The organism is Streptomyces sp. NPDC045899 (genome assembly GCF_056431485.1).
Genome location: NZ_JBWKKP010000012.1, coordinates 60074 through 84870, shown reverse-complemented (window position 1 = coordinate 84870; position 24797 = coordinate 60074). Strand labels below are relative to the sequence as shown.

Annotated in this window: 31 protein-coding genes and 1 pseudogene; 22 read left to right on the top strand and 10 right to left on the bottom strand. The window is 69.0% G+C overall.

Annotated features, from left to right (window positions below):
* Positions 1 to 62 precede the first annotated feature (62 nt).
* The 14 genes from AC07FT_RS19520 to AC07FT_RS19455 all read left to right on the top strand — a co-directional run bounded on the left by AC07FT_RS19520 (position 63) and on the right by AC07FT_RS19455 (position 10115).
* Positions 63 to 1673, top strand: a complete 1611-nt coding sequence (locus tag AC07FT_RS19520) for an FAD-dependent oxidoreductase (protein ID WP_479177296.1) — start codon at positions 63 to 65, stop codon at positions 1671 to 1673.
* Positions 1674 to 1934: 261 nt separating this feature from the next.
* The gene (gvpJ, locus tag AC07FT_RS19515; RefSeq protein ID WP_479177295.1) at positions 1935 to 2414 is read left to right on the top strand and encodes a gas vesicle protein GvpJ; all 480 of its coding nucleotides are present in this window, start codon (positions 1935 to 1937) and stop codon (positions 2412 to 2414) included.
* A complete protein-coding gene (locus AC07FT_RS19510) occupies positions 2414 to 3217 on the top strand; it encodes a GvpL/GvpF family gas vesicle protein (RefSeq protein WP_479177294.1) in 804 nt (267 codons plus the stop codon). The genes gvpJ and AC07FT_RS19510 overlap by 1 nt, the downstream gene beginning before the upstream one ends.
* A gap of 2 nt (positions 3218 to 3219) precedes the next feature.
* Positions 3220 to 3471 (top strand): c-type cytochrome biogenesis protein CcmI, encoded by a 252-nt coding sequence (gene ccmI, locus AC07FT_RS19505; protein ID WP_479177293.1) that lies wholly within the window; start codon positions 3220 to 3222, stop codon positions 3469 to 3471.
* Positions 3472 to 3474: 3 nt separating this feature from the next.
* Positions 3475 to 3864, top strand: a complete 390-nt coding sequence (gvpO, locus tag AC07FT_RS19500) for a gas vesicle protein GvpO (protein WP_479177292.1) — start codon at positions 3475 to 3477, stop codon at positions 3862 to 3864.
* On the top strand, positions 3861 to 4229 hold the full coding sequence (locus AC07FT_RS19495) for a gas vesicle protein (protein WP_479177291.1): 369 nt from the start codon (positions 3861 to 3863) through the stop codon (positions 4227 to 4229). Before gvpO ends, AC07FT_RS19495 begins: the two co-directional genes overlap by 4 nt.
* The gene (locus AC07FT_RS19490) at positions 4226 to 5017 is read left to right on the top strand and encodes a GvpL/GvpF family gas vesicle protein (RefSeq protein WP_479177290.1); all 792 of its coding nucleotides are present in this window, start codon (positions 4226 to 4228) and stop codon (positions 5015 to 5017) included. Before AC07FT_RS19495 ends, AC07FT_RS19490 begins: the two co-directional genes overlap by 4 nt.
* Complete coding sequence (locus AC07FT_RS19485; protein WP_471197488.1) at positions 5014 to 5205, top strand: gas vesicle protein; 192 nt, start codon at positions 5014 to 5016, stop codon at positions 5203 to 5205. Before AC07FT_RS19490 ends, AC07FT_RS19485 begins: the two co-directional genes overlap by 4 nt.
* Positions 5195 to 5542: a gas vesicle protein K gene (locus AC07FT_RS19480; protein WP_479177289.1), complete on the top strand. Its 348-nt coding sequence runs from the start codon at positions 5195 to 5197 to the stop codon at positions 5540 to 5542. Before AC07FT_RS19485 ends, AC07FT_RS19480 begins: the two co-directional genes overlap by 11 nt.
* A 169-nt stretch (positions 5543 to 5711) precedes the next feature.
* Complete coding sequence (locus AC07FT_RS19475) at positions 5712 to 5885, top strand: CsbD family protein (RefSeq protein WP_254749880.1); 174 nt, start codon at positions 5712 to 5714, stop codon at positions 5883 to 5885.
* Positions 5886 to 5940: 55 nt separating this feature from the next.
* On the top strand, positions 5941 to 6717 hold the full coding sequence (locus AC07FT_RS19470; RefSeq protein ID WP_479177288.1) for a VOC family protein: 777 nt from the start codon (positions 5941 to 5943) through the stop codon (positions 6715 to 6717).
* A gap of 104 nt (positions 6718 to 6821) precedes the next feature.
* On the top strand, positions 6822 to 7706 hold the full coding sequence (locus AC07FT_RS19465; RefSeq protein ID WP_479177287.1) for an SDR family oxidoreductase: 885 nt from the start codon (positions 6822 to 6824) through the stop codon (positions 7704 to 7706).
* Positions 7707 to 7772: 66 nt separating this feature from the next.
* A complete protein-coding gene (locus AC07FT_RS19460) occupies positions 7773 to 8093 on the top strand; it encodes a DUF6480 family protein (RefSeq protein WP_479177286.1) in 321 nt (106 codons plus the stop codon).
* Between the two features lie 183 nt (positions 8094 to 8276).
* Positions 8277 to 10115 (top strand): thiamine pyrophosphate-requiring protein, encoded by a 1839-nt coding sequence (locus AC07FT_RS19455; protein ID WP_479177285.1) that lies wholly within the window; start codon positions 8277 to 8279, stop codon positions 10113 to 10115.
* Positions 10116 to 10139: 24 nt separating this feature from the next.
* Here AC07FT_RS19455 and AC07FT_RS19450 read toward each other — a convergent pair.
* From AC07FT_RS19450 to AC07FT_RS19430, 5 genes and pseudogenes are all read right to left on the bottom strand, one after another.
* Positions 10140 to 10696: pseudogene (locus AC07FT_RS19450) on the bottom strand (flavodoxin family protein).
* 56 nt (positions 10697 to 10752) lie between these two features.
* Positions 10753 to 11937 (bottom strand): zinc-dependent alcohol dehydrogenase, encoded by a 1185-nt coding sequence (locus AC07FT_RS19445; protein WP_479177284.1) that lies wholly within the window; start codon positions 11935 to 11937, stop codon positions 10753 to 10755.
* Between the two features lie 480 nt (positions 11938 to 12417).
* Positions 12418 to 13956, bottom strand: coding sequence for an FMN-binding glutamate synthase family protein (locus AC07FT_RS19440; protein ID WP_479177283.1), 1539 nt, complete (start codon positions 13954 to 13956; stop codon positions 12418 to 12420).
* A 41-nt stretch (positions 13957 to 13997) separates the two neighbouring features.
* A complete protein-coding gene (locus AC07FT_RS19435; RefSeq protein ID WP_479177448.1) occupies positions 13998 to 14825 on the bottom strand; it encodes a cytochrome c oxidase assembly protein in 828 nt (275 codons plus the stop codon).
* A gap of 74 nt (positions 14826 to 14899) precedes the next feature.
* A complete protein-coding gene (locus AC07FT_RS19430; RefSeq protein ID WP_479177282.1) occupies positions 14900 to 15466 on the bottom strand; it encodes a DUF2243 domain-containing protein in 567 nt (188 codons plus the stop codon).
* A 368-nt stretch (positions 15467 to 15834) separates the two neighbouring features.
* Here AC07FT_RS19430 and AC07FT_RS19425 point away from each other — a divergent pair, with 368 nt between their 5' ends.
* Positions 15835 to 16230, top strand: a complete 396-nt coding sequence (locus AC07FT_RS19425) for a hypothetical protein (protein ID WP_479177281.1) — start codon at positions 15835 to 15837, stop codon at positions 16228 to 16230.
* A 151-nt stretch (positions 16231 to 16381) separates the two neighbouring features.
* On the opposite strand, the gene AC07FT_RS19420 is transcribed toward AC07FT_RS19425, so the two are convergent.
* Positions 16382 to 16726 (bottom strand): SDR family NAD(P)-dependent oxidoreductase, encoded by a 345-nt coding sequence (locus AC07FT_RS19420; RefSeq protein WP_479177446.1) that lies wholly within the window; start codon positions 16724 to 16726, stop codon positions 16382 to 16384.
* A 442-nt stretch (positions 16727 to 17168) separates the two neighbouring features.
* Between AC07FT_RS19420 and AC07FT_RS19415 the strand changes: the two genes are divergently transcribed.
* Positions 17169 to 18371 carry a hypothetical protein gene (locus AC07FT_RS19415; RefSeq protein ID WP_479177280.1) on the top strand — a complete coding sequence of 401 codons (1203 nt, stop codon included), beginning with the start codon at positions 17169 to 17171 and terminating at the stop codon, positions 18369 to 18371.
* Positions 18372 to 18401: 30 nt separating this feature from the next.
* Positions 18402 to 18983: a hemerythrin domain-containing protein gene (locus tag AC07FT_RS19410; protein ID WP_479177445.1), complete on the top strand. Its 582-nt coding sequence runs from the start codon at positions 18402 to 18404 to the stop codon at positions 18981 to 18983.
* Positions 18984 to 19062: 79 nt separating this feature from the next.
* Here AC07FT_RS19410 and AC07FT_RS19405 read toward each other — a convergent pair whose 3' ends face one another.
* The 3 genes from AC07FT_RS19405 to AC07FT_RS19395 form a co-directional block, all read right to left on the bottom strand.
* Positions 19063 to 19512: a hemerythrin domain-containing protein gene (locus AC07FT_RS19405; protein WP_479177443.1), complete on the bottom strand. Its 450-nt coding sequence runs from the start codon at positions 19510 to 19512 to the stop codon at positions 19063 to 19065.
* 413 nt (positions 19513 to 19925) lie between these two features.
* A complete protein-coding gene (locus AC07FT_RS19400) occupies positions 19926 to 20342 on the bottom strand; it encodes a CBS domain-containing protein (protein ID WP_479177279.1) in 417 nt (138 codons plus the stop codon).
* A 74-nt stretch (positions 20343 to 20416) separates the two neighbouring features.
* Positions 20417 to 20971: a hemerythrin domain-containing protein gene (locus AC07FT_RS19395; protein ID WP_479177441.1), complete on the bottom strand. Its 555-nt coding sequence runs from the start codon at positions 20969 to 20971 to the stop codon at positions 20417 to 20419.
* Between the two features lie 213 nt (positions 20972 to 21184).
* Here AC07FT_RS19395 and AC07FT_RS19390 point away from each other — a divergent pair, with 213 nt between their 5' ends.
* The 4 genes from AC07FT_RS19390 to AC07FT_RS19375 all read left to right on the top strand — a co-directional run bounded on the left by AC07FT_RS19390 (position 21185) and on the right by AC07FT_RS19375 (position 22740).
* Positions 21185 to 21421: a DUF5133 domain-containing protein gene (locus tag AC07FT_RS19390; protein WP_479177278.1), complete on the top strand. Its 237-nt coding sequence runs from the start codon at positions 21185 to 21187 to the stop codon at positions 21419 to 21421.
* A 182-nt stretch (positions 21422 to 21603) separates the two neighbouring features.
* Positions 21604 to 21732, top strand: a complete 129-nt coding sequence (locus AC07FT_RS19385) for an LPFR motif small protein (protein ID WP_479177277.1) — start codon at positions 21604 to 21606, stop codon at positions 21730 to 21732.
* A 113-nt stretch (positions 21733 to 21845) separates the two neighbouring features.
* A complete protein-coding gene (locus AC07FT_RS19380; protein WP_479177276.1) occupies positions 21846 to 22538 on the top strand; it encodes a HemK2/MTQ2 family protein methyltransferase in 693 nt (230 codons plus the stop codon).
* Between the two features lie 37 nt (positions 22539 to 22575).
* On the top strand, positions 22576 to 22740 hold the full coding sequence (locus AC07FT_RS19375) for a CDGSH iron-sulfur domain-containing protein (protein WP_479177439.1): 165 nt from the start codon (positions 22576 to 22578) through the stop codon (positions 22738 to 22740).
* Here AC07FT_RS19375 and AC07FT_RS19370 read toward each other — a convergent pair.
* A complete protein-coding gene (locus AC07FT_RS19370) occupies positions 22720 to 23697 on the bottom strand; it encodes an iron-containing redox enzyme family protein (RefSeq protein ID WP_479177275.1) in 978 nt (325 codons plus the stop codon). The two genes, AC07FT_RS19375 and AC07FT_RS19370, sit on opposite strands and share 21 nt — an antisense overlap.
* Before the next feature lie 356 nt (positions 23698 to 24053).
* On the opposite strand from AC07FT_RS19370, the gene AC07FT_RS19365 reads away from it, so the two are divergent.
* Positions 24054 to 24590, top strand: a complete 537-nt coding sequence (locus tag AC07FT_RS19365; protein ID WP_479177274.1) for a hypothetical protein — start codon at positions 24054 to 24056, stop codon at positions 24588 to 24590.
* The last annotated feature ends 207 nt before the right edge of the window (positions 24591 to 24797 follow it).

Here is a 24797-nt window from a genome sequence, read left to right as displayed (position 1 = left end):
CGGCGCAGCGGGCACCCGGGGCGGGACCGAGGCCGGGAAGCGGATCGGGAGAGGAGCCGACGATGACAAATCTTCCCAGCGGATACGCGCCTTCGTCCTACTGGATGTCATCGGTTCCCGGACCGTCCTTTCCGGCCCTGGAGCCCGGTTGCGAGGGCACCGCCCCCGATGTCGAGGTCGCCGTGGTGGGCGGGGGTATCGCAGGCATCTGTACCGCCTGGGAGCTGGCACGCGCCGGACGCCGGGTGGCGCTGGTGGAGGCGGACCGGCTGGCCGCCGGGGCCACCGGCCACACCACGGCCAAGCTCTCCGCCCTCCAGGGGCTGGCGTACCAGGACATCCGCGCGGCACGGGGTGAGGAGGCGGCCCGGCTCTACGCCCGGTCGCAGACCGACGCAGTGGACCGGGTGCGGGAGGTGACCGCCGAGCTGGGGATCGACTGCGATCTGGAGGAGTCGCCCGCGGTCACGTACGCCGAGGGCGAGGGGAGCGTGGCGAAGGTGCGGGCCGAGGCGGGGGCCGCCGCGGCGGCCGGTCTGGACGCCTCGTTCACCACCTCCACCGATCTGCCCTTCCCTGTCGCGGGAGCGGTGGAGGTGGCGGGCCAGGCACAGTTCCATCCCCGGAAGTACCTGCTGGCGCTGGTCGAGGACCTGATCGCGCGGGGAGGTCTGGTCTTCGAACACTCGCGGGTGGCGAGCCTCGGCGAAGGCCACCCGTGCCGTCTGACCACCGACCGCGGAGCGCGGGTGCGCGCCCGGGACGTGGTGGTCGCCACGGCCTATCCGGTCTTCGACCGGTCCCTGCTCTTCCCCCGGCTGGAGGTGAAGCGGGAGCTGGTCGTGGCCTCGGTCGTCCCCGCAGACCGCGCTCCGCGCGGTATGTACCTCACGCCCGAGGACGGCACCCGTTCGGTGCGTACCGCGCCGTACGGGCCGGGGCAGCGGCTGCTCATCGTCACCGGGGAGAAGTTCACCCCCGGCGTCGGTGACGTCCGGCGGCGCTGGGAGCGGCTGATCGACTGGACGCGGGACCGCTTCCCCGATGCCGAGCCCGCCTTCCGCTGGGCGGCGCAGGACAACTGGACCACCGACCATGTGCCCTTCGTGGGGCCGCTGCACCCCGCCTCCCGCCACGCCTTCGTGGCCACGGGTTTCGCCGGGTGGGGCATGACCGGCGGGGTACTGACCGGCAGACTGCTGGCCGCGCGGCTCACGGGGCGGCCCGTACCGTGGGAGGGTCTGTACGATCCTCGTCGGCTCCATCCGGTGCGCGAGGCGCCTGCGCTGCTGCGGGTCCAGTCCACCGTCGCTCGCCACTTCCTCGGCGACCGGCTGTCCGGGGACGGCGCCGACGCGGTACGGGACATCCCGCCCGGTGGCGGTGCGGTCGTCCGGCTCGGTGGACGGCAGCGTGCCGTCCACCGCGATGAGCGGGGTGAGACGCACACCCTGTCCGCGCGCTGCCCCCATCTCGGCTGCCTGGTGCGGTTCAACAACGCCGAGCGGACCTGGGAATGCCCCTGCCACGGTTCACGGTTCGCCATCGACGGCAGGGTGCTCCAGGGCCCGGCGGTACGCCCGCTGAAGCGGATCGAGGAACACAGGGGCGCGGACGACGGGGGCGGGGATGACGGGCCCGGGGGCGGCGGGTCCGACGGCGAACGCCTCTGATCCGAAACCGAGGGTGACCACTCACGACCCCGCGTCAGAAGCCCTGCTCAGAGGACCCCAGAAATGCCCAATTCACTTATGACGCCCATATGAGACATACTCGAGAATAGGTTCGTCCAGCAGCCGCGGTGCCCGCTCAGGGAGCCATCACTGGTGCTCCGGGCGGCCGCGGGGAGGGCGGAGAAGAAGCAGAGGAGGACGAGGCGCCGCGGTGGCGTTCGCGCCGCCGGCGGGACCCGCCCCCTGGAACAGGTGAGCGTGGTGACCGTAGCAAGTCAGCCAAGTCAGCAAGGACAGCAGCTGGGCCGGTCCGGCTCCGGCAACCTGGTCGACGTGGTCGACCTCATCCTGGACAAGGGCCTGGTCATCGATGTGTACGTCCGCGTGTCCCTGGTGGGCATCGAGCTGTTGACCATCGACGCGCGCGTGGTGGTCGCCAGCGTCGATACCTACCTGCGCTTCGCGGAGGCGACGAACCGTCTCGACCTCGCCCGCAGCGGCACCGAAACCCACGGGTTGCCCGGTCTGATGGACGACTTGCGCGAGGGCGGCAGCCAGAAGAAGACCAAGGGCGCGCTGGAGGGCGTCAAGGAGTCGGTCTCCGACCTGCTCCAGGGCGATGACGACGAAGACGAGGACGTCCAGGCCCGGGACGAGGACGAGGACGAGGAAGCCGCCGAGGAGCGGGAGCGGCCCCGGCGTAAACGGAGTTCCAAGGCCCACAAGGAGCGCGAACGGTGATGGCGGGTAACGGACGTGCCTGTTATGTCTACGGTGTCGTGACCGACGACCGCGGCGACGATGTCGTCAAGGATCTGCCCGCGGTCGGCGATCCCGACGCCGCGGTGACGCTGGTGCGCGAGGGCGGCCAGGCCGCCGTGGTCAGCGAGGTGCCCACCGGCAAACCCCTGGGCACCCCGGACGACCTGCGGGCGCACGCCCGGGTGCTGGACGCCCTGGCGGCGGACGCCTCGCCCGTACTCCCCTTCCGGTTCGGCACCGTGGTGCGCGACGCCGACGCGGTCGCCGGTGAGCTGCTGACCGAAGGGCATGACGACTTCGACCGAGCGCTCGAACGGCTGCGCGGCCGCTCGCAGTTCACCCTGCGGGCCCGCTACGTCGAGCACGCCGTGCTGCGTGAGGTGCTGCACGAGCAGCCGGAGGTCAGACGGCTCCGCGAGCAGCTCCAAGGACTTCCCGAAGAGGCGGGCTACAACGAGCGGATCCAGCTCGGACAACTGGTCATGGACAGCATCTCCGCCAAGCGGGAGGTGGACGCGCTGGAAGTGACCCGGCGTCTGGACCCGTTGGCGCTGGCGTCGGCGACCTCGGAGCCGTCGTCCGCCGAGGGGCTGGTCAATGCCGCCTTCCTGATCGAGGACGAGCGCCGGGCCGATTTCGAGCGGGCCGCCGAGGAACTGGCCGACCACTGGCGTGACCGCGTCGAACTCCGCCTGCTCGGCCCGCTCGCCCCCTACGACTTCGTGGCCGACGCGCTCGGAGCGCCGCAGGAAGCCGTGGCCGGGACGGACGAGGGCGGTTAGCCATGGGACTGTTCACCGGACTGGTCACCCTGCCGCTCGCACCGGTACGGGGCGTCGCCTGGATCGCCGAGCAGATACGCGAGGAGGCTCGTCGCCAGCTCTACGACCCCGCCGTGATCCAGCAGCGGCTCGAAGAGGTCGCGCAGGCACGCGAGCGGGGTGAGCTCGACGAGGAGGAAGCGGCCGAGCTGGAGAGCGAGCTGGTGCGTCGGCTGATGTCCAGAGGTCCCCCCACCGGGGGCATGGAGGGCTGAGCCGTGCCCCGGGAGCAACGGCGCACACGCGGGGAGCAGGGCCGCGGGCGGGAGCCGGACCACAGGAGCACGCGCGAACCGGACCGGGAGCGCAAGCGGAAACCCTCCCCGTCCGGCAAGAAGCGCACCCACGGGGTGACCGCCCGCGACGCCGCCCGCAGCGCGGCACGTCAGGTGCGGGACCTCACCGGACGTGACCCCGAGGGGGTCACGTCACTGGAACGCCGTGAGGACAGCTGGGTGGTGGGCATCGAGGTGGTGGAGACCCACCGCGTGCCGGACTCCACCGACATCCTCGCCGAGTACCACGTCGAGGTGGACGACGAGGGCGAGTTGCTCTCCTACCGGCGGGACCACCGCTACTACCGGGGCCGGTCGGAGGAGCGGACATGAGTCAGAGCTCGGACTGGAACGTACCGTCCCGGCGGGCGGAGCCCTCCCGCGAACCGGCCCGCCGCGGCACCGAGCCGTCCAGCCTCGCCGACATCCTGGAACGGGTGCTGGACAAGGGCATCGTCATCGCCGGAGACATCCAGATCAACCTGCTGGACATCGAACTGCTCACGATCAAGATCCGGCTGCTGGTCGCCTCCGTGGACCGGGCCAAGGAGATGGGCATCGACTGGTGGGAGCACGACCCCACCCTCTCCTCCGGCGCCCGGGACGCCCTGGAGGAGAACGAACGGCTGCGGCGGCGCGTCGACGAGCTGGAGTCGGGCCATGACGCGGACAGGCCGGACGGGGAGGACGACCGGTGAACGAGCCCCACGCCACCTGGCTCTACGCGGTGACCACCGCCCCGGCCGAGGGCGGCGCCCTGGCGGCGCTCACCGGGGTGACCGGGGTGGCGGGCGAACCCGTACGCCTGGTCGTGGACGCGGGACTGGCCGCCGTCGTCGGCTCGGTACCGCTCAGCGACTTCGACGAGGACGCGTTGCGCGACCACCTGGAGGATCTGCGGTGGCTGGAGCGGACGGCCCGCGCACACCACCGTGTGATCAATGAGTCGGCCTGCCACGGGCAGGTCATCCCGCTGCGCTTCGCCACGCTCTACCACGACGACGACCGTGTGCGGGCGATGCTCGCCGAGCGCCGGGACGACCTCGCCGACACGCTCGGCCGGGTGTCCGGCCGGACCGAATGGGGTGTGAAGGCGTACGTCGACCCCCGAGCCTTCGTGCCCGCTCCGGCCGGGGACGCCGATGGCGGCGACCGTCCCGGGACCGCCTACCTGATGCGCCGCCGCGCCCAGCGGCAGGAACGGGAGACCGCGCAGGACCGTGCCGCCGAGCGGGCCGAGGAGATCAACACCGCACTCGCCGCGATGGCGGTGGCGACGGCCGCTCATCCACCGCAGGACACGGCGCTGGCCGCCTACGAGGGATGGATGGTGCTCAACCACTCCTACCTCGTACCCGACAGCGCCACGGAGGACTTCACCGCCACCGTGCACGCGCTCCAGGACCGCTACCCGGACATCGACCTGGAACTCAGCGGCCCATGGCCCCCGTACTCGTTCACCGCTCCCCCGGGGGAGGCACCATGACGCGCGCGGTCGAACGGCGGGAAGTGGCCCTGGTGGACCTCCTCGACCGGGTGCTGGCGGGTGGAGTGGTGATCGCCGGTGAGATCACCCTGACCATCGCCGATGTGGACCTGGTGCGGATCTCCCTGCGCGCCCTGATCGCCTCGGTGCGCGCGGAGGACCAGGACGGCGACGACGATGAGCGCTGACCGTGACCCCGCCGAAGGCGATCGCCCCGGCCACACCGCCCGGTCCGGGCCGTCCGGTGAGGTGCCCCGGCGGATCGAGGTGGACGAGGAGTCGGTGCGCCAGAGCCTGGCCGGTCTGGTGCTCACCATCGTGGAGCTGCTGCGCCAGCTCATGGAACGGCAGGCGCTGCGCCGGATCGACCAGGGCGGGATCAGCGACGAGCAGATCGAGAAGCTCGGACTGACCCTGATGGCGCTGGAGCGGAACATGACCGAGCTGCGCGAGACGTTCGGTCTCACCGAGGAGGACCTCAACCTCGACCTCGGCCCCCTGGGCCCGCTGCTGCCCCGTGACTAGGCCCTGTCCTGTCGACAGGGCCCAGCCGCTGCACCCATGCGGGGCAGTCGGCGTTGACACTCCCGTGCCCTGGGATTTCCATGGAGTGTGTGCGCCGAAGCGGTGTCGCGCACCGGCGCCTCACGAGCATTCCGGCTCCCCCACGGATCAGGACAGGAGGCGGCCAGCGATGAACGTCGGGAAGAAGATGGCCCACAAGGCCGAAGAGCTCAAAGGTCAGGCCCAGAAAGCGCTCGGCCGGGCCACCGGAAACCGTCGGCTCGAGACCGAGGGCCACGGCCATCAGGCCAAGGGCGGTATGAAGCAGGTCGGAGAGAAGATCAAGGACGCATTCCGGCGCTGAACGGGTGTTCCGCCCGCGGCGAGCGAGGCGCGCGGCGCGGAAGGAGGCCGGTCCGATGACGTCTGACGGTCCGTGTCGGGCGTGCTCACCCTCCTGGGTCGGTCTCACCACCCCCGATCTGCGCAGGACGCAGGACTTCTACAGCGCTGTCCTCGGCTGGACCTGGCGCCCCAGCCCGGCGGACCAGGGCTTCCGGCTCGCCCTCAGCGACGGGGAGCCGGTGGCCAGCGTCAGCGAGGCCTCGTCCGGCCTCCGTGCGGCTGCCCACTGGACGCCGTTCTTCGCCACCGACGGCGCGAACGACATCGCGGCACGGATCCACGAGCGCGGTGGCACGGTGGGTGTCGGCCCACTTCCCTTCGGTACCGGCCGGGTGGCCCTCGCCTCGGATGCGCACGGAGCGGTGTTCGGCTTCTGGGAGGGTGCGGTGTTCCCGGGCTGGCCGACCGGCCGTACCCCCATGCCCGCCTGGCTGGAGCTGCGCACCCGCGACACCTTCGCCGCCGCGCTCTTCTACGGCGAGATCTTCGGCTGGACCGCGGAGGGCGGCACCTGCACGGTGGAGTACGGGAACGAAGAGGTCGTCGTGCGGGAGTCGGGCCGCAAGGCCGCGGTGATCCGCGGTGGCGCCGTCGAGGAAGCGCCCGACCCCCGGGTGCGCCCCCGCTGGTGGGTGCACTTCCAGGTGGCCGATGTGGACGCCGCCGCGGCCGCCGCCACGGCGGCGGGCGGGACCGTCGTCGCGGGCCCGATCGCGTCCTCGCCCGGCGCGGAACGGGAGGCGACGGTGCGCGACCCCATCGGGGGCTCCTTCAGCATGACCGCCGGCTGACCCGGCCGTCCTGATCATCTCCTGATCGCCGCGTTTGCCCAGATGGGCCCGGGGCACCCGGGCCGGGAGATTCCGTCCGCCCCTCGTGACCAGGAGGTGCTCAGGTGAGTCAGCAGGAACAGCGTCATCCGGTGGAGCAGCATCCACAGCCGGAGTTCCCGCAGCAGGACCAGGCGCACCCCGGCGCGACGGAGGACATGGAACCCCGGCCCGACCACGGTGAGGACAGCTACGAGGGTCACGGGCTGCTGGAGAACCGGCGCTCGGTGATCACCGGAGGCGATTCGGGCATCGGCCGGGCGGTCGCCCTCGCCTTCGCCCGGGAAGGCGCCGATGTGCTCTTCACCCACCTTCCCGAGGAAGAGAAGGACGCCCAGGAGACGGTTCGTCTCGTCGAAGCAGCCGGGCGCCGAGCGATTCCCCTCCCGTGCGACATCCGCGAGGAAAGCGCATGTCAGCAGGTGGTCGACCGGGCAGTCGAGGCGTTCGGCGGCATCGATGTCCTCGTCAACAACGCCGCCTACCAGATGTCCCGCCCCGAGGGCCTGGAGGAGATCCCCACCGAGCAGTTCGACCGGGTGATGCGCACCAACCTCTACGCCATGTTCTGGCTGTGCAAGATGGCCCTTCCGCACATCCCCGAAGGCGGCAGCATCATCAACACCGCCTCGGTGCAGGCGTACAAGCCCAGTCCCCATCTGCTGGACTACGCCACCACCAAGGGCGCGATCGTCACCTTCACCCAGGGGCTGGCCGCGAACCTCGCCGAGCGCGGCATCCGGGTCAACGCCGTCGCCCCGGGTCCGGTGTGGACGCCCCTGATCCCCGCCACACTGCCGGACACCTCGAAGTTCGGCCTGCAGAGCCCCCTGAACCGTCCGGCTCAGCCCGCCGAGATGGCTCCCGCGTACGTGTTCCTGGCGTCGCAGCAGGCCAGCTACATCACCGCGGAGATCGTCAACGCCACAGGGGGCACCCCGCTGCCCTGAGCGGGCGGCTTGATGCCGTCGGCGGCTACACCAGGCGCATGGCAGACAAAGAGGGAGAATGGGTACATGAGCGGCACGCACCCTGACCCGGACCCTCGTCGCACCGCCGGTGACACGCCGGAGCCCGGTGGCACGGCCACCCCCGCGCGGGAGGCCCGTGACACGTCCGCCACCCCTCAGATGGACCTCAGCCACACGCCCGGCACCGACCAGGCGCACGGCGTACCCCCGGGCGAGACTCCCCCGGCCGAGGGAAGTACGGCGGGCGCCGGGCCACAGGAGACCTACAACCCCACGAAGGGCTGGGGCACGGCTCCCATCCTGGTCATCCTGGTCCTGGTGGCGTTCTTCGTCGCCTTCTGCGTGGCCTACGCGGTGACGGTGTAGCCGCCGAGAACGCCACGTCACGCTCCTCCTGACCCGTCCGCGCGTCGGGGTCCCGTACGCGTGACCCTCGCGAGTCGTCCCACGAGACCAGGACTGGGACCGGCGATGCTGGGAACCCCGGGAACGAATGTGGTGCGCGGGGCCCGCACCCTCGTATGCCCCGCCTCCGGTCGACGGGCGCGTATGCCCTCGCAAGGACGAGAGGAAGAACCTGTGTCACTCAAGGTGTCCGACTACATCCTCCAGCGACTGCGCGAGTGGGATGTGGAACACGTCTTCGGCTACGCGGGCGACGGTATCAACGGTCTGCTCGCCGCCTGGGGACGGGCCGACAACCAGCCCCGGTTCATCCAGTCCCGGCACGAGGAGATGTCCGCCTTCCAGGCCGTCGGCTACGCCAAGTTCTCCGGCCGCGTGGGCGTGTGCGCCGCCACCTCCGGCCCGGGCGCCATCCACCTCCTCAACGGCCTGTACGACGCCAAACTCGACCACGTCCCCGTGGTGGCCATCGTCGGCCAGACCAACCGCAGCGCCATGGGCGGCTCCTACCAGCAGGAGGTCGACCTGCTCAGCCTCTACAAGGACGTCGCCTCCGACTTCTGCGAGATGGTCACCGTCCCCGAACAGCTCCCCAACGTCATCGACCGGGCGATCCGCACCGCCTACGCCAAGCGCACCGTGACGGCCATCATCGTCCCCGCCGACGTGCAGGAACTCGACTACTCACCGCCCACGCACGCCTTCAAGATGGTGCCCTCCAGCCTGGGGATGTCCTCCTCGGCACCCGTCCCCGGCGCAGAAGACCTCGACCGTGCCGCCGAGGTGATCAACGCCGGGCAGAAGGTGGCCGTCCTCATCGGCCAGGGCGCCCGCGGGGCACGGGCGGAGGTCGAGGAGCTCGCCGAGCTGCTGGGCGCCGGGGTGGCCAAGGCACTCCTGGGCAAGGACGCCTTCCCCGACGACCTGCCGTACGTCACCGGGGCCATCGGACTGCTGGGCACCCGGCCTTCCTACGAACTGATGCAGGAGTGCGACACCCTCCTCGTCATCGGCTCCAGCTTCCCCTACAGCCAGTTCCTCCCCGAACTGGACCAGGCCCGCGCCGTACAGATCGACATCGACCCCTTCATGGTCGGCCTGCGCTACCCCTTCGAGGTCAACCTCGTCGGGGACGCCCAGCAGACGCTCAAGGCCCTGCTGCCCAAGCTCAAGCGCAACAAGCACGGCTCATGGCGGAAGAAGATCGAGAAGAACACCGCCCGCTGGTGGAAGGTGATGGAACGGCGTGCCGCCGTGGAGGCCGATCCCCTCAACCCCGAGTACGTCGTCCACGCACTCGACGCTCTCCTGCCCCACGATGTGATCCTGGCCGCCGATTCCGGCTCCGCCGCCAACTGGTACGCACGCCACCTGCGCCTGCGCGGGAGCATGCGCGGTTCGCTCTCCGGCACGCTCGCCACCATGGGACCCGGCGTCCCGTATGTCATCGGGGCCAAGTTCGCCCACCCCGACCGGCCCGCACTGGCCCTGGTGGGCGACGGGGCCATGCAGATGAACGGCATGGCCGAACTCATCACCGCCGCCAAGTACTGGAGGGACTGGCAGGACCCCCGGCTCATCGTCGCCGTCCTCAACAACCATGACCTCAACCAGGTCACCTGGGAGATGCGCGCCATGTCCGGCGCACCGCAGTTCCTCCCCTCCCAGTCCCTGCCGGACGTGGCCTACGCGGACTTCGCCCGCTCCATCGGCCTGGAGGGCGTACGGGTGGAGACACCGGACGCGGTGGAATCCGCCTGGCACAAGGCTCTCGGCGCCGACCGCCCCTTCGTCATCGACTTCCGCACCGATCCCGCCGTCCCCCCGATCCCCCCACACGCCACCCTCGACCAGATCGAGGCCGCCGCCGAAGCCATCATCAAGGGCGACAGCGACCGCACCAACGTGGTCCGACAGGGCGTCAAAGCCAAGATCCAGGAATTCCTCCCCGGCAAGAGCCACCACCACGAACGAAAGGACTGACACGCGGCGGGCCTCCCGCCATGATCAACTGGGCGGATAGGGAGAGTCCTTCAGGGTGCGGGCCAAGTGCACCGCGTTGACCGCCAGGGCCCGTGTCGACGCTTCGACGGCTTCCGGAGTCCGTTCGAGGTCCTGGTAGTCCGTACCGTGCTGCGCCTCGCCCACCCAGTAGGTGACCGCCCCCGGCGCCAGAGAGAATCCGAGGTCGTTGAGACCTTGGAAGAGGTCGGCGCTCACTTTGTGGGCGCCGTCCTCATTTCCGACGACGGCCACGATGCCCACCTTCCCGTAGGTCAGCTGCCGGCCCTGGTCATCGGTTTCCGAGATGTCGGCGTTGAGCCGTTCCAAGGTCCGCTGGCACAGACTGGAGGGGTGGCCGAGCCAGATCGGAGTAGCAAGGAGGAGGATGTCGGCCTCCATGACCTTCGCGTGCAGCGGACGTCGTGATCAGCGATACGGATCGTCTCACCCTGAACGCCGAGGTCGGCGAGCTCGCCCATGATCTGGTCCGCGAGGAGTTGACTGCTGGAACGAGCGGGCGACGGGTTGAGGGTGCAGACGAGCGCCGCGGCGCGAGTCATCACAGGCTCCTTGAAAGGGGAAGCTGTCATCGGCTTGCCGCAGCTCCCGATGTCGTTCAGGGCGTGAGGACAGCCTTGATCATGCCGTCTTCCTTGGCCTGGAAGGTCTTGTAGGCACGCGGCCCTTCTTCGAGCGGCAGCGTGTGGGTGGCGAAGTCGTCGACGCCGAGAGGATCGGCGTCGACGAGCAGCGGGAGGATGTCAGGTACCCATCTCTTGACGTTGGCCTGCCCCATACGCAGCTGGATCTGCTTGTCGAACATCGTCATCATCGGCATCGGATCGACAGCGCCTCCGTAGAGGCCAATGACCGAGATGGTCCCGCCCCGTCGAACGGCACCGACAGCCGCGTTGAAGGCCACCATGCTGTCCACCCCGGCCCGCCCCATCATCTTCTCCCCCAGCGCGTCGGGCAGCAGGCCGGCGAACTGCTGGGCCGCCTTGGCCAACGGCGCGCCATGGGCCTCCATGCCCACCGCCTCGATAACGGCGTCGCTGCCGCGGCCTCCGGTGAGGCCGCGGATTCCCTCGCCGAGATCCTTTCCGTATTCCTTCGCGTCCAGGACGTGCACCCCGCGGTCCCGCGCCCGCTCCAGTCGTTCGGGGACGAGGTCCACGCCGATGACTTCGCTCGCTCCCTGGTGCAGGGCGATGCGTGCGGCCATGTCGCCGATGGGCCCCAGCCCGAGCACCGTGACGGTCCCGCCTCGAGGGATGTCCGCGTAGGCAACGGACTGCCAAGCAGTGGGGAGGACGTCGGAGAGGAAGAGATAGCGCTGGTCCGGCGGGCCATGGGGCACCTTGACCGGAAGAGTGTTGCCGAACGGGACGCGGAGCAACTCCGCTTGCCCGCCCGGCACTTGCCCGTAGAGCTTGGAGAAGCCGAACAGAGCGGCGCCCGTCCCCCGCTCGGTGACCTGGGTCGTCTCGCACTGTGAGTGGAGCCCTCGGGAACACATCCAGCAGGTGCCACAGGAGATGTTGAAGGGCACCACTACCCGGTCTCCGACTTCCACGGCGGTCACCTCCGGCCCCACCTCCGCGACGACGCCCATCGGCTCATGGCCCAAGATGTCACCGGGCTCGAGGAACGGCCCGAGGACCTCGTACAGGTGCAGGTCAGACCCGCAGATGCCGGTCGATGTGATCCGGACGATGATGTCGGTCGGGTCCACGATCCGAGGGTCGGGGACGGTGTCGACGCGGACATCACGCCTGCCGTGCCAGGTCAAAGCCCTCATCACGTCTCCTTCGTGTCCCGGTGCCCACCTGGACGATGTACCCAGTCTGCTCATCATTGCTCCCGGTGTGCGCAGGCGCGCTAGCGACTGCGGAGGAGAAACGATCCCGCACCCTCGGTGCCGACGGCGGGTGACCGGGTACGCGGGGGGGCGCCGCACGACCGGCCTGCGACGGACCGAACCACCCTGCCAGGGCCCTGGTGCGCAGCGGCACGGGGGCGTGTCCCGTTGGGGCGGGGGCGGACTGGCGGGAGACTTGGCGCCTGGTCGCGCGCGGAAGCGGAGGGTGTGCATGGTCGGCCGCGCGAGTCAGGCGGAGCGGTCGGAAGCAGGCCCGCTCACTTGGATCGGTCAGTGGTTCCGCCAGGTGCTGGAGTCGGACGGCCCTGAACGTCATACGGCACTGTTGATCGTCGTGGAGGCCACCCGGGTGACGTCCACGAGGACACCGGCGCGGTGCGGTAGAGGTCAGTCCCCGGATCAGACCGTGAAACGGTCGGGCTCGGCGGCCTTCCAGTCAGCCGCCCAGGAGGCGGGCGGCTCGGCAAGCAACTGCCCCGGCTCGAGCCACTCGTACAACTGCTCGTAGGAGCGGTGGGTGTAGGGGTCGATGCGGCGGTGAAGCATATGAGGGCGCAGCTCCGCGGGGTCGGTGACACCCATGGACGCCATGATCTGCTGGGCACTGGCCACCGTGGCCTCCTGAAAGCGCCGCACACGACGTGTCTTGTCACCGACGTCGAGGGCTCGGGCTCGGCGGGGGTCTTGGGTCGTGACACCGGTCGGGCACGTGTTGGTGTGGCACCGCTGCGCCTGGATGCAGCCCACGGCGAACATCATCGCCCGTGCGGAGTTGGTGTAGTCGGCTCCCTGCACCATACGCTTGACCAGGTCGATTCCAGTGGCGATCTTGCCGCTCGCCCCGACCTTGACGCGATCCCGCAGCCCCACGCCGACAAGGGCGTTGTGCACCGTGAGCAGCCCCTCGGTGAGGGGGGCACCCACATGATCCGCGAACTCCAGGGGCGCCGCCCCGGTCCCTCCCTCGCCTCCGTCCACTACGATGAAGTCAGGCGTGGTGCCCTCGTCCAGCATGGCCTTGCACACCGCGAGAAACTGCTGACGAGAGCCCACGCAGAGCTTGAAGCCGATCGGCTTGCCACCGGACAACTCCCTCATCCGGGCGATGAAGCGAACGAGTCCGCGCGGGGTGGAGAACACACGGTGGTAGGGCGGGGAGACCACGGTCCGCCCTTCAGGCACGCCCCGGGCCCGGGCGATCTCAGCGTTGACCTTGGCTCCCGGCAGAACACCGCCGATACCGGGCTTGGCTCCCTGCGACAGCTTCAGCGACACGCACTTGACGTGGTCGTGTGCGGCCTTGTCGGCGAACGCCGCCGGGTCGAAATCGCCAGCCTCGGTCCGGCAGCCGAAGTAGCCGGTGCCGATCTCCCAGATGAGATCGCCGCCAGGACGGAGGTGATATTCGGACACGCCTCCCTCCCCGGTGTCGTGGGCGAACCCCCCAGCCGCGGCACCGCCGTTGAGGGCGAGGATCGCGTTGGCCGACAGCGACCCGAAGCTCATGGCCGAGACGTTCAGCAGCGCCATGTCGTAAGGGCGAGCGCAGCCAGGGCCACCGACACGCACTCGGGGCGGCGTGGACGGCACCGCGCAAGGTGCCATCGAGGGAACGAGGAACTCGTAGCCTGGCTGATACACATCACGTTCCGTGCCAAAGGGCTCCTCCGCATCCGTGCCCTTCGCGCGCTCGTAGACGATGCTGCGCACATCCCGGTCGTAAGGGCGCCCGTCATAGTTGCGTTCGATGAAGTACTGCTGGAGTTCCGGACGTATCCGTTCCAGGAGAAAGCGCGCATGGCCCAGAACCGGATAGTTGCGCAGCACGGAGTGGCGCCGCTGCAGCAGGTCCCACGTACCCAGCAGACCCAGTAACGCAAGGGTGAGAGCGGCGAACAGCCAGTACGGCGAGCTGCCCACCGCCGCCACCGCGGCCACGAGGGCGGAGCCCAGGGTCAGGACGATGATTCCAACACGTATCACCTCAGACGCATTGCCCGGTTCACGTCCCCCATGCGCCTCCGGGCCTTTCCGGGACCAAGCATGGACCTCAACCAGCCGACGGGAGCGTCACACACCCAGGGAGGGTTGGCCGGGAGAGGGGGACGCCGCACGGGGCGCCAGGTGGCCACGAGCGCGGTGGCAAGGAGGAGTTCGGCGATGTCACCGCCGTAGTACATCAGCTCCGCCGCGCTCCGGACTTCGACAGCCGGGGCGGCGATGTCGATCCAGAACCCTCCATACATCAACTGCGAGACCACGGCGTGCACAGCGATGGCGCAGCCGAGCCACATCAGACGGACCGGGACCCGCGGGCGACTGGCGGCCGGATCGGGGCCGGCGATGACGTGGGTGAACAGACACCCCGACAACAGGAAGTGGGCGTGCGTCAGCCACCCTCCGGTCGAGGAGTCCATGGCGGCTTGGTGGAGCGGGGTGAAGTACAGCGCCACAAGGCTGCCGGGGGCCAGCAGCAGGGCAGTGGCCGGGTGTCCCAGCACTCTGGCGGGGCGGCTGTGCAGGACGGTGGTGAGCCGTCGGCCCTGCGGGGCGGAGAGATTCCGCAGCAGCAGGGTGACAGGAGCGCCGAGGACCAGCGCCAGCGGTGCGTACATGCCGATGAGCAGGTGCTGCGCCATGTGGCCACGGAAGTCGGTGTGCGCGAAGGGAGCCATGGGCGGCAGCAGTGCTACGGCCAGCAGCGAGAGGCCCGTCGCGAACGAGGCTGAACGCCACTGGCTCCAACCCCGCGCCGGATTGCGCGACCTGGCCCGATGAGCCAGCCGAAGATAGCCACCGGCGCACATGAGCAGGATCACGGCGGGCAACACGACGACCAGCACATCGCTGCCCGCCGCGTGGCCGGTGTGAGGGTGGCCGCTCACCGGCCGGGCCGCCCGGTGAGCCCGGCACCGGAGACCTCGGGATCGAAGAAGCGCCCGCCCTGCTGGAGCGCATGGCCACCGACGAGCAGCAAGGCCCCCAGCACGAGGAAACCGATGTCCCACCACATCTGGTGGGGGCCGCCGTGCACATGATGGATTCCGAGAAGGTGGTGGTCCAGTACCCCTTCGACGAGGTTGAACAGGCCCCAGCCGACCAGGATCCATCCCCATAGCACCCGGGAGGCCCATACACGGCGTCGCTGATGGGTCACGCGCGCATACAGGACGGCCAGGCCGGTCAGAACGGCGAGCCAGCACACGGTGTGGAAAATGCCGTCCCAGACGGTGTTCATCTCCAGTCCGGAGACGGTATGCGGGCTGTAGTACTTCACTCCGATGTGGTCGTGGTCGGTACTGGTGAGCATGTGGTGCCACTGCAGAAGCTGGTGCAACAGGATGCCGTCGACGAACCCGCCGAGCCCGATCCCCAGAAAGATGGCGGGAAGCCGAAGGCTGCGTGGTGCGTCCACTTCTGGTAATGCCTCGTCAGCGGGGCTGTCCATCCCTGTCTCCTCTCCTGTCACCGGGCCTTGCGGCACCTGACTCGCCACCAAGCGAGCGGACGGCCCGTTCAGTGCGTTTCCCACCGCGGCAGCTGGTCTCACTCGGCAACGAAAGGTCACCCGTTCCGAGTACGGACCTGGCCGCGTCCCGCGTTCCCGAAACCTCACGCAGGAAACGAGGTGGCGAAGGACCAGCCGCGTTTCCTCACGCCATGCGCAGTGAACCCTGTGCTGTCGCAGTCCCGACCACAGAGGGTTCGATGACCCACCCTGGAGGCACGATGACTCCCGCCCGAAGCCCGGTCGCGCGTGCCTGGCGACGCTGGAGGCGTCCACGTGACCTGTGGGTGTCACGGAACCCCGGGAACGTGGAAGACACCAATCGGCGGTTCCTGATGTACGGGATGCTGCCGCTGTGGTTCGTACCGGCCGTCGCCGACTGGATCATGCACCGGCGGACCCGGATCCAGGAAACCTCCGGTACGCGCGAGTCGGCACTCCACGCGCTGATGATGGCCGAAGCGGGCGTCCCCGTGGCGATGGGGCTGCTGGCACGGATCAACCCCCTTGTGCTCTCGGTGATGGGAGGAGCGGCTCTCGCGCACGGTGCCACTGCCCTATGGGACGTCAGTCTGGCCACCGGAGAGCGCTGGGTACATCCGGTGGAACAGCACATCCACAGCTTCCTGGAAGTCCTGCCGCTGTCCGCGCTGGCATTCACTTGTGTCAGAGCGGGCAGGGCACGTGCGGCGGAGGGGCGCTAGCGGCCGGGGCGCTCGCGGACCACGCCGACGAGTCCCTCGCCGGAGAGCCTCCGCAGTACACACACGTGATACCTGGTACCCTCAGCCCGCGCCACCGGACCACCCGTAGCGGACCATGCGCCGGCACGCCATGACCATCCACTAGCGCATTTCAAGGGAGAGGATCTCCCAGAGGACTACGTGCCGGCACCGGTGCCTTCGTGACCGCGGTGCCGGCGGCGCCGTGGACACGAGGTTCCGACCGGATGGGCGCTTGTCGAGTTCCGCGCCCGTTGGTCGGCCGCTTCCGCAACGCGCGACGGCCGAGGGGGCGCTCAACGGGTGTCGACGATGCCCCCGGTGACGGCGATGACCTCGTCGGTCCCGGAGCGACCACGTTGGCGCGCACGCCACGCTGTGCCAGGTGCGTTGCGATCGACTTGGTGAACGTGATCAGCGCGGCCTTGGACGCGGCGTAGCCAATCATCGTGGCACTGCCCTCGAGCGCGCGTCCAATGCCGGAATCCCCACCCGTGATGAGAGCGATCTTTTCATGCTATCTGCCGCTGGCGCTGTACTTCGCGGCCTGGTACCGCGGAGCCGTATGCATGTCGGTCTCCAGGCCCGGCCGTTTCTGCTAGTCCGCGTCGTAGGGCGGGGCCGGTTCAGAGACGACCTGCTGGGCTGCGCTTTCGTGCTCGCGACGCTGCACGGCTTCCCTTCCCATGAGGTCTTCCACATTTTCCACGCGGCCGTTGGGCCGGTGCCCACGGCCGCGTCGTACGGTGCGCGTACCGGGTGTCCGCTACCGAGCCCGGCACATCAAGCGATCCGCAGAGGGACAGAGCGCCCCGGCGCCATCTCCACCGCTCTGCCGTTCAGGTGAAGCGCCGGGGCACGGTGGGATACGAATCAGAGCTCGGGAACGGATCCAGGGGTCGTCGTCCCGAGGAGATCGCATGTCGTTCAATCCGCTCGAACAGCGTGGGATCCCGCTGGACCGCCAGATGCGTACGTGGCGGGAGCTGGATGTCCCGCCCATCGACCCCGATCGTTGTGATCCCTACACCCGCTGCCGGATCATCGCGATGAACGGGATTGAGGTCGAGGCGATTCTCTTCAGCCATCAGATGGCTCGTCATATGCCGGACATGGAGGTGAAGCGGGAACTGGCCCGTGTCCGCGCTGTCGAGGCACAGCAGCAAAAGGCGGTGAACTGGTTGCTGCCGGGGGTGGCGTCGGTGCTGGAGACCACAATCGCCTATGAGCAGGTGGCGGTGGATCTGACGGCGTGGGTGGCTCGTATGGAGCCGGATCCGTATCTGAAGCAGGCGTACCAGTTCGGGCTGCTGGAGGATTTCGATCATCTGTACCGGTACGCGAATCTGTACGAGATGATCGAGCACCGGAAAGCGGAGGAGATCGTGCAGGGGGTCACGGAGGTCATGCCGGGCCGCCCGACCCCGTATCACCATCGCGATCCGAGGGACAATGTCCGCGAGCCATATGACCGGAATCGGGTAGACCCGCTCTCCAAACTGCACGCGCTGACGATCATGGCTGCCGAGCAGCAGACCATGAACTTCTACATGAACGTCGGTCCCCAGTACATGGAGCCCATCGCACGCCAGCTCTACCAGGAGATCGGCCTCATCGAGGAGGAGCACGTCACCCACTACGAGTCCCTGGTCGACCCGGGCGAGACGTGGTGGGAGCGACTGGTCAACCACGAGTACAACGAGTGCTACCTCTACTACTCCTTCATGGAGCAGGAGCCGGACGCCAGGGTGAAGGCCATCTGGGAGCTGCACCTGAACATGGAGCTGGAGCATTTGCGCATCGCCTGTGACCTGATGCGACGCCATGACGGCCGCGAGCCCGAAGAGGTCATCGCTCCCGAACTTCCCAACGTACTGACGTTCGAGCCCAACAAGGCCTATGTGCGTGAGCTCCTGGGCACGCAGATGGATCTGACAACGCTTGGCGCGGGATACGTACGCGAAGCGCATGAGCGCTTCGAGGCCATGCAGGCACAGCTCAACAACGGTGATCAGCCGGCGAGCGCGCGTGTGATGGAGCAGCACCGCGAGACGTTCGGCCGCGAGTACCGGCTGGAGACCGAGGGCGAGCACCCGGACCCCATCCAACGCTCACGCACCTGATTCGGCCGCAGAGACCTGGAGCAGATCGTGATGCACGACGTGCGAAGCAATGCCGCGACCGACATGGACGACGTGGTGGGGTTGTTGATGCGCCAGCACGGTGACATCCGCAACCTCTTCGATGAGGTCGAGCGGTCCCGGGGGGACGCGCGGCGGGATGCGTTCCGCAGGCTCGTCCGCCTCATGGCCATCCACGAAACCGCCGAGGAAGAAGTCGTGCACCCCGCGGCACGGCGTTGCTTCGACGGCGGCGCGAGCGTCGTCGAAGACCGGCTGCGGGAGGAGAAGCAGGCCGAGGAGAAACTCAGCCAGCTCGACGGCATGGACCCCGACGACACCGGGTTCATGCCGCTCCTCCGCGAACTGCGCACGGAGGTCATGGAGCACGCGCGTTCCGAGGAACGCTACGAGTTCGCCCAGCTGCGGCGACGACTCGACCCCGGGTTGCTCATCGCGATGGCCAAGGCCGTCAAAGCCGCCGAAGCGACCGCTCCCACCCATCCGCACCCGGGCGTGGAGTCGGCGACGAAGAACGTCGCCGTCGGACCGATGGCAGCGATGATCGACCGCACTCGGGACACCGTCCGCAAAGCCATGGGCAAAGACGGCTGACCACGACGGATCGGCGGGGGCCACTCAGCCCGCACAGCAAGTGGCCCCAGAGGTCCGCCCCCTACGAGAGCTGAGCACCCTACTGTCGGCCGCGCCCGGAGATGTAGTCACGCACACGGTCCACCAGCCCCACGCCCGGCGCGAGCAACTTGTTGGCCGGTGGAGTGTTCGGAGCATGGAGATGAGGGCGGGTAGGAGCGCTCTTCTTCGTCTGCCGGACCTTGTTGCCCAAGTCTTCGAGGACGTAGGGGTGCACATAGTCACGGAGCTGTGCGAACAGGCGGTTCTCCTCGTCCCGGATGTGGGCGGTCACCTCGGTGCGCAGCTTCACCATCAACCGGTCGGAAGGCAGCTCACCGCCCTTGTGACGCTCGAGGTCGTTGAGGAGCTGTTCCACTCGCGCGTGGTCGGCCAATTCCTTGTCCGCCAGCGCGTCCCCCTCCTCCAGATGCTCACGGACCGCCGGGTACAGATACGCCTCCTCGGCGACAGAATGCCGCACCAGCTCGACCGTCAGCGCGTCCGCCAGATGCTTGCGATCGTCACTGGCAGGAGGGGTTTCCTCGAAGCGCTTGAAGGCCGCTCGACCTCGCGGTGGTCGGCGGTCAGCTCCGCGATCAGATCGTCACCATGCTTCATACCGTTTCGCCTCTTCCCGTGCGGTCGGCACCTCCGTTTGCCCCACCATGGGCTCCCCCGTCCTCGGCCGTTCAGGAAAGGGCGACGGCCAACTGCTCACGTTCCATCCACGTGGATCACTTCGGTCGGATCCCCGACCTCCCCCTCGCCAGGGTCGATGACACGCAGCATGGCGCCAGAAGACGCCGCCTCGGTGAAGCGCCGCAACCAGCCCTTCTCTCCCAGCCAGCCCGCGAGGGCGCATCGGTGAAGGCCACGGGCGCGGCCGACCCCACATTCACACTGAGGATCCTCATGAGGACGTCAATCCGAGGAGAGGGCCCGGAGGAGACCCCCGACCTTCGGGTCGGGGAGGACACGGGCGACATCGGCCTGGGCGACCATGCCGACCAGGTCATGGCCGTCGATCACGGGCAGGCACCTGACCTTGTGGTTGATCATGGTGGTCAGGATCTCCTCTGCGCCGCCATCGGCACCGATGGTGACAGCTTCGCCCTGGGCGAGTTCGCCCGCCTTGATCCGGGTGGGATCGTTGCCCTTGCCGAGCACCTTGACCACGATGTCGCGGTCGGTGATGACACCCTTGAGCTTGCCGTCGGTGCCGCAGACAGGCAGGGCGCCCACACTCAGGCGGGTCATCTTGCGAGCGGCCTCCAGGGCACTGTCCTCGGAAGCGGCGCACTGCGCGTCGGGGGTCATGATCTCACGAGCGGTTGTCACGATGGGTCCGCCTTCCGCTCGTCCAGTCGTGCTCACGGGCGCACTGGCCCCCTCAGCACTCGCTGCGACAGCGATTACTTGCCACGCCCGGAAACGAAGTCCCGAGCGCGGTCGACCAGGCCGACGCCGGGGGCGAGCAGCTTGTTGCCCGGCGGGGTGCTGGGAGCGCCGGGATGGGGCCGGGTCGGGGCCACCTTCTTCGCCGTACGGACCTTCTCGCCCAGGTCCCCGAGGACATCCGTGGAGCAGGCACCACTCAGCTGGACGAAGAGGTTGGTCTCCTCGTCCCGGACGTGGGAGGTGACCTCGGCCTCCAGCCGGGCGATGAGGCGGTCGAACTCCTGGTCGTCCGCCGTCTGTCCCTCAAGGACCTTGAGCAGTTTCTCCACCTCGGCGTGATCAGAGATCTCCCTGTCGGCCAGGGCGTCGCCCCCAGGAAGATGCTCGCGAACGGCGGGGTAGAGGTACATCTCCTCTGCGACGGAGTGTCGCACCAGCTCGATCGTCAGCTGGTCGGTGAACTTCTTGCGCTCGTCGGCCGACGGCGCGTTGCGGATCTGGTTGAACAGTTCTTCGACCTCGCGGTGGTCGGTGGTCAGTTCCTCGATGACGTTGCCACCATGGCCCATGTCCTCAGCACCCTTTCGCTGTCTCATGTGTCGTCCGGCACCCGTTCCATGCCAGTGGCTGCCACGGGTGCCCACCGCCCGCGGGCCCCGAAACATCCTGCGGCCCGATGAGTCCGAATCGGTGACGGCCGCCAGGTCACAGGCAGGGGCATGGGCCGGGGCCGCGGGGGAACCCGGAGGTTGCCGAATGACAGTGCGCTGGAAGGAAACCCCATGCTGATGGCTCATCCCGCGGTACTGACCGACCTCGTCGCCCAGTACGAGGCATTGCACGCGCTGCACGCGAGTGAGGGCGGACCGGAGGCACAGCAGCGACTGGATGACGTCTCGTACACCCTGTGCGTGGCCACCGGCACCCGGGACGTGGACGCCGCCCTCATCGCCGCCCGCCATCGGTTGCCGGGCGCTCGACCCCGAGATGATTCAGCACTCTCCGTGGACGCCGTGTGACGCAATGAATCGGTGCGTCGCCGCCACCTGGCGAGGGATGCGGCGCTGAGGGATTGGCGGCCACCTGGCCGACGGACTCGTTTCCGCGATCCCGCCCGGGGAACACGGGGAGTGATTGACTCCGCGGGGTCCGCAACCATCGGCCACCGCCAGCACATGTCGACCAGAATGGAGGCTTGGCGATGTTCCGCGCACTGGCAGACGTCTTCCGGTCCATCGGTGGCGCCGTCGCCACCGTCGTCACTCTCCCCTTCCGCGCCGTGGCACGCCTCTTCGGGGGCGCTTCCAGCTCCGCCCGCGGCCGCCACTAGCATGCGCTTGGCCGACCGCTCACGCAGTCGTTCCTCGCGAGGGATGTTGCATCGCACGCCGTCTTGCACCACACCACACGGATGCCATCGCGATCTGTGGGTACTCATGGCGGATGATGCTGATGGCCCCTCCTGGGGTGTACGCGCCGCAGCACGACACGTGGCTGCTGGTCGAGGCGCTGGAGCGGGAAAGTATCACCGGTGAGACCACCGTCCTGGACGTCGGGACCGGTAGTGGGGCCTTGGCCCTCACCGCGGCACGTCGCGGCGCGAGCCGCGTGACTGCCGTCGACGTATCGGCGCTGGCGGTGGCGACGGCCTGGGTCCGTGCCCGGCTGGAAGGGTTGCGTATCCAGGTGAGGCGGGGGGATCTGCTGACTCCGGTGGCCAGGCACCGTTTCGATCTCATCGTCGCCAATCCCCCCTATGTACCCTCTCCAGACCGCCGCAGCGGCCGTGCGGTGGCGTGGAACGCCGGGATCGACGGCCGGGCACTGATCGACCAGATCTGCCGGGACGCACCGCCGCTGTTGCGCCCCGGAGGTGTACTCCTCGTGGTCCACTCCGCGCTGTGCGGGGTGGGACGGACCGTGGAGCGGCTCGGGCGGGCGGATATGTCGGCGGCCGTGGTCGACCGCCGTCGCATCCCCTTCGGGCCGGTGCTGCGTGAGCGGGCCGCTTGGCTGGAGGCCCGCGGGCTGATCGGACCGGACGAGGCAATGGAAGAGCTGGTGGTGATCCGTGCCGAACAAACACGACGACAACGCCGGGACGCGTCCGGAAGACCTCACATGCGAGGGGTATGAGCCCGCCGTCCGCGTGAGGCTGGGGACGGACGGCCCGATGCTGATCGAGGGCCCCGTTGAGGTGGCGCTGCCCGACGGCCATGTGGTCCGCTCCGACCGCTTCACCGCCGCCCTGTGTCTGTGCGGCCGCAGCGCACGCTACCCGTGGTGCGACACCAGCCACCGGCGCCGTACACCGAGGTCACAACGGAAGACGCAGTGAGGAACGGTTCTCACGCCACGCGTCCATCAGCTGGGCGGAGAGCCGGTCCTCCAGGAAAACGGTGGCGTCCACACCGAAGGCGACCTCAGCTGCGAGGCCGGGTTCATCGCGCAGGAGGCCCTCGACCACACGGTGCCGCACAACCTGCTCGTGCACCGCGTCGGCCTCGACATGCTCGGTGTAGAAGAACACCGCCGCCTCCCCCGCCCCGATGCGGCGCAGGGCCTGGGCCATCCGGTCCGAGGAGGGCGATGAGGTGATCTCCACCGTCGCGAAGTGTCCCACCAGGGCACCGCGCAGCGCGCGGTGCAGTCCCAGCAGCGACATCAGATTGACCACGGCCAGCATCTGCGCCGAGGCGGCATCGAGATAGCCGTTGTACGTCGGGTCCAGATCCAGGTCGGTCATCAGGTCGGCGAACAACCTGGCGTGCACGCGCTCCCCGCGTCCGGCGCCGAACTCGTCGTACTCCACCGCCGCCATGGCCGCCTTGGCCTCACCCCGCAGTCGCGGGATCACCCACACATGCGGATCTGCCTCCTTGAGCTGGTAGAGCGAACGCTGGACGATGTATTCACGCAGCTGCCAGGGCTCCCCCTCCTCCCTGAGGTAGTGGGAGACCCCTGAGCCGTCGCCCGACTCCGCAAGCAGCTCCGCCAGGGCGCCCGTCACCTCGTCGTGCTCGGACGCGTCGGCGCGCAGCGCGTCAAGAAACCGTCGCTCCAGGGCCTGGCGCAACCGCAGCAGGTCCGGGTCCCATTCCCAGGCGTCGTCCACCTCCGCGAACCCCTGGTAGTGGAGCTCGTAGCAGAGATACAGCGCGAGCTGGAGGTCGTCCCCGTAGGGGTCCGCCTCCCCCGGTGTGGGAACGGCGGGCGGTGTCGTCTTCCCGGGCACACCGCGGAGAGCGTTGACGAGGTTGTCGGAGACTTCTCCCCGCCCAGTGGGCAACGGCATCAGGTACTCCTTCCCGGGCAGACGGCACTCTGCCGGGGCGCCCGAGGGCCTCTTCACACGGACGAGTACCCCGGTACCAGGAAATCTCCCGGTCATGCCCCGCGCGACGGGGCGGGCCCGCAGACTCTGGCGGTACCGGATGGCTCGATGGCCTCCGCGGAGCCATGCCAGGCGCCCGCCGGAGGCGCGTCGCCTTCGCCGTCACTCCCGCGGGAAGAACGCACCATATGGTGATGTGGGTCATTTCGGTGGTTCTGGCCTTCACGGTACGGTGACCGCCGCCCCGCCCGTCCCTCGTGCGGTGGGGCCGGTACCGGGTGAGAGCCCGGCCTCTCACGGGACCCGAGGTTGACCAGTTGATCATGGACCTGTCACCCATTATCGCCGCGACCGCCCAGTGGCTGGTCCGCGCCTATCCGCCGGCGGACGGAACGATGAATGCCGCGCTCGCCGACGCCCAGGCCCGCCAGGCCGTGACAGTGGCAGCCTGGCTGCGGTACCCGACAGCCGCCGATGCCGCGCTGGTCGCGATGGCGGGGCCAGGCGGCTCCAGTCGGCTGGACCGGATCCTGGGAGCCGGTGACCCCGAGGAGGCCCCCGATGCCATCGAGGACGCCTGGCGGACCTGGGTGGACGAGGTGGTGGCGAGCTGGGCCCTCAGTCTGCTCGGTTCACCCGCCCTGGCGGCTGCGGCGGTGGCGGCACTCTCCGACTGCCCGCACGCCTTCCCCGCCCCCGTCGAGTTCCGCAGATTGACGACCCCGGACGCGCACGACTGCCGCGCGACGCCCCTGCTGCGCCACCCTGACTTGATAGCGCCGGTCGCCGACCTCCACCACGCCCAGCTGCTCGCCCGACTCCACGGGGGCCTCCTGCCCAGTGGGGCGAACTGACGCAGGTCGAGGCCCCGGGCGACGTGGGGCCCCTGACCCCGCCTCGGCGGAGCGTCGGCACCACCGCCCTTACGGCCGGGCGAACAGGCCGGGCCCGAGCGGCACCGCTCCGAAGGATCGGCACCCGGCCCGGCCTGACGAACCCCTTCGATGTACGAAGGTCACCTCGTGAACGCCCGGAGTCGTCAGCGGGCTCGGGTGTGTCAC

What these genes read in the sequence shown, in the direction of transcription:
- AC07FT_RS19520 (WP_479177296.1), top strand. Translation starts at nt 63, where the DNA reads ATGACAAATCTTCCCAGCGGATACGCGCCTTCGTCCTACTGGATGTCA.
- AC07FT_RS19510 (WP_479177294.1), top strand. Translation starts at nt 2,414, where the DNA reads ATGGCGGGTAACGGACGTGCCTGTTATGTCTACGGTGTCGTGACCGAC.
- ccmI (WP_479177293.1), top strand. Translation starts at nt 3,220, where the DNA reads ATGGGACTGTTCACCGGACTGGTCACCCTGCCGCTCGCACCGGTACGG.
- AC07FT_RS19495 (WP_479177291.1), top strand. Translation starts at nt 3,861, where the DNA reads ATGAGTCAGAGCTCGGACTGGAACGTACCGTCCCGGCGGGCGGAGCCC.
- AC07FT_RS19485 (WP_471197488.1), top strand. Translation starts at nt 5,014, where the DNA reads ATGACGCGCGCGGTCGAACGGCGGGAAGTGGCCCTGGTGGACCTCCTC.
- AC07FT_RS19480 (WP_479177289.1), top strand. Translation starts at nt 5,195, where the DNA reads ATGAGCGCTGACCGTGACCCCGCCGAAGGCGATCGCCCCGGCCACACC.
- AC07FT_RS19475 (WP_254749880.1), top strand. Translation starts at nt 5,712, where the DNA reads ATGAACGTCGGGAAGAAGATGGCCCACAAGGCCGAAGAGCTCAAAGGT.
- AC07FT_RS19470 (WP_479177288.1), top strand. Translation starts at nt 5,941, where the DNA reads ATGACGTCTGACGGTCCGTGTCGGGCGTGCTCACCCTCCTGGGTCGGT.
- AC07FT_RS19460 (WP_479177286.1), top strand. Translation starts at nt 7,773, where the DNA reads ATGAGCGGCACGCACCCTGACCCGGACCCTCGTCGCACCGCCGGTGAC.
- AC07FT_RS19455 (WP_479177285.1), top strand. Translation starts at nt 8,277, where the DNA reads ATGCCCTCGCAAGGACGAGAGGAAGAACCTGTGTCACTCAAGGTGTCC.
- AC07FT_RS19445 (WP_479177284.1), bottom strand. Translation starts at nt 11,937, where the DNA reads ATGAGGGCTTTGACCTGGCACGGCAGGCGTGATGTCCGCGTCGACACC.
- AC07FT_RS19435 (WP_479177448.1), bottom strand. Translation starts at nt 14,825, where the DNA reads ATGTGCGCCGGTGGCTATCTTCGGCTGGCTCATCGGGCCAGGTCGCGC.
- AC07FT_RS19430 (WP_479177282.1), bottom strand. Translation starts at nt 15,466, where the DNA reads ATGGACAGCCCCGCTGACGAGGCATTACCAGAAGTGGACGCACCACGC.
- AC07FT_RS19415 (WP_479177280.1), top strand. Translation starts at nt 17,169, where the DNA reads ATGTCGTTCAATCCGCTCGAACAGCGTGGGATCCCGCTGGACCGCCAG.
- AC07FT_RS19410 (WP_479177445.1), top strand. Translation starts at nt 18,402, where the DNA reads ATGCACGACGTGCGAAGCAATGCCGCGACCGACATGGACGACGTGGTG.
- AC07FT_RS19395 (WP_479177441.1), bottom strand. Translation starts at nt 20,971, where the DNA reads ATGGGCCATGGTGGCAACGTCATCGAGGAACTGACCACCGACCACCGC.
- AC07FT_RS19390 (WP_479177278.1), top strand. Translation starts at nt 21,185, where the DNA reads ATGCTGATGGCTCATCCCGCGGTACTGACCGACCTCGTCGCCCAGTAC.
- AC07FT_RS19385 (WP_479177277.1), top strand. Translation starts at nt 21,604, where the DNA reads ATGTTCCGCGCACTGGCAGACGTCTTCCGGTCCATCGGTGGCGCCGTC.
- AC07FT_RS19380 (WP_479177276.1), top strand. Translation starts at nt 21,846, where the DNA reads ATGATGCTGATGGCCCCTCCTGGGGTGTACGCGCCGCAGCACGACACG.
- AC07FT_RS19375 (WP_479177439.1), top strand. Translation starts at nt 22,576, where the DNA reads ATGCTGATCGAGGGCCCCGTTGAGGTGGCGCTGCCCGACGGCCATGTG.
- AC07FT_RS19370 (WP_479177275.1), bottom strand. Translation starts at nt 23,697, where the DNA reads ATGCCGTTGCCCACTGGGCGGGGAGAAGTCTCCGACAACCTCGTCAAC.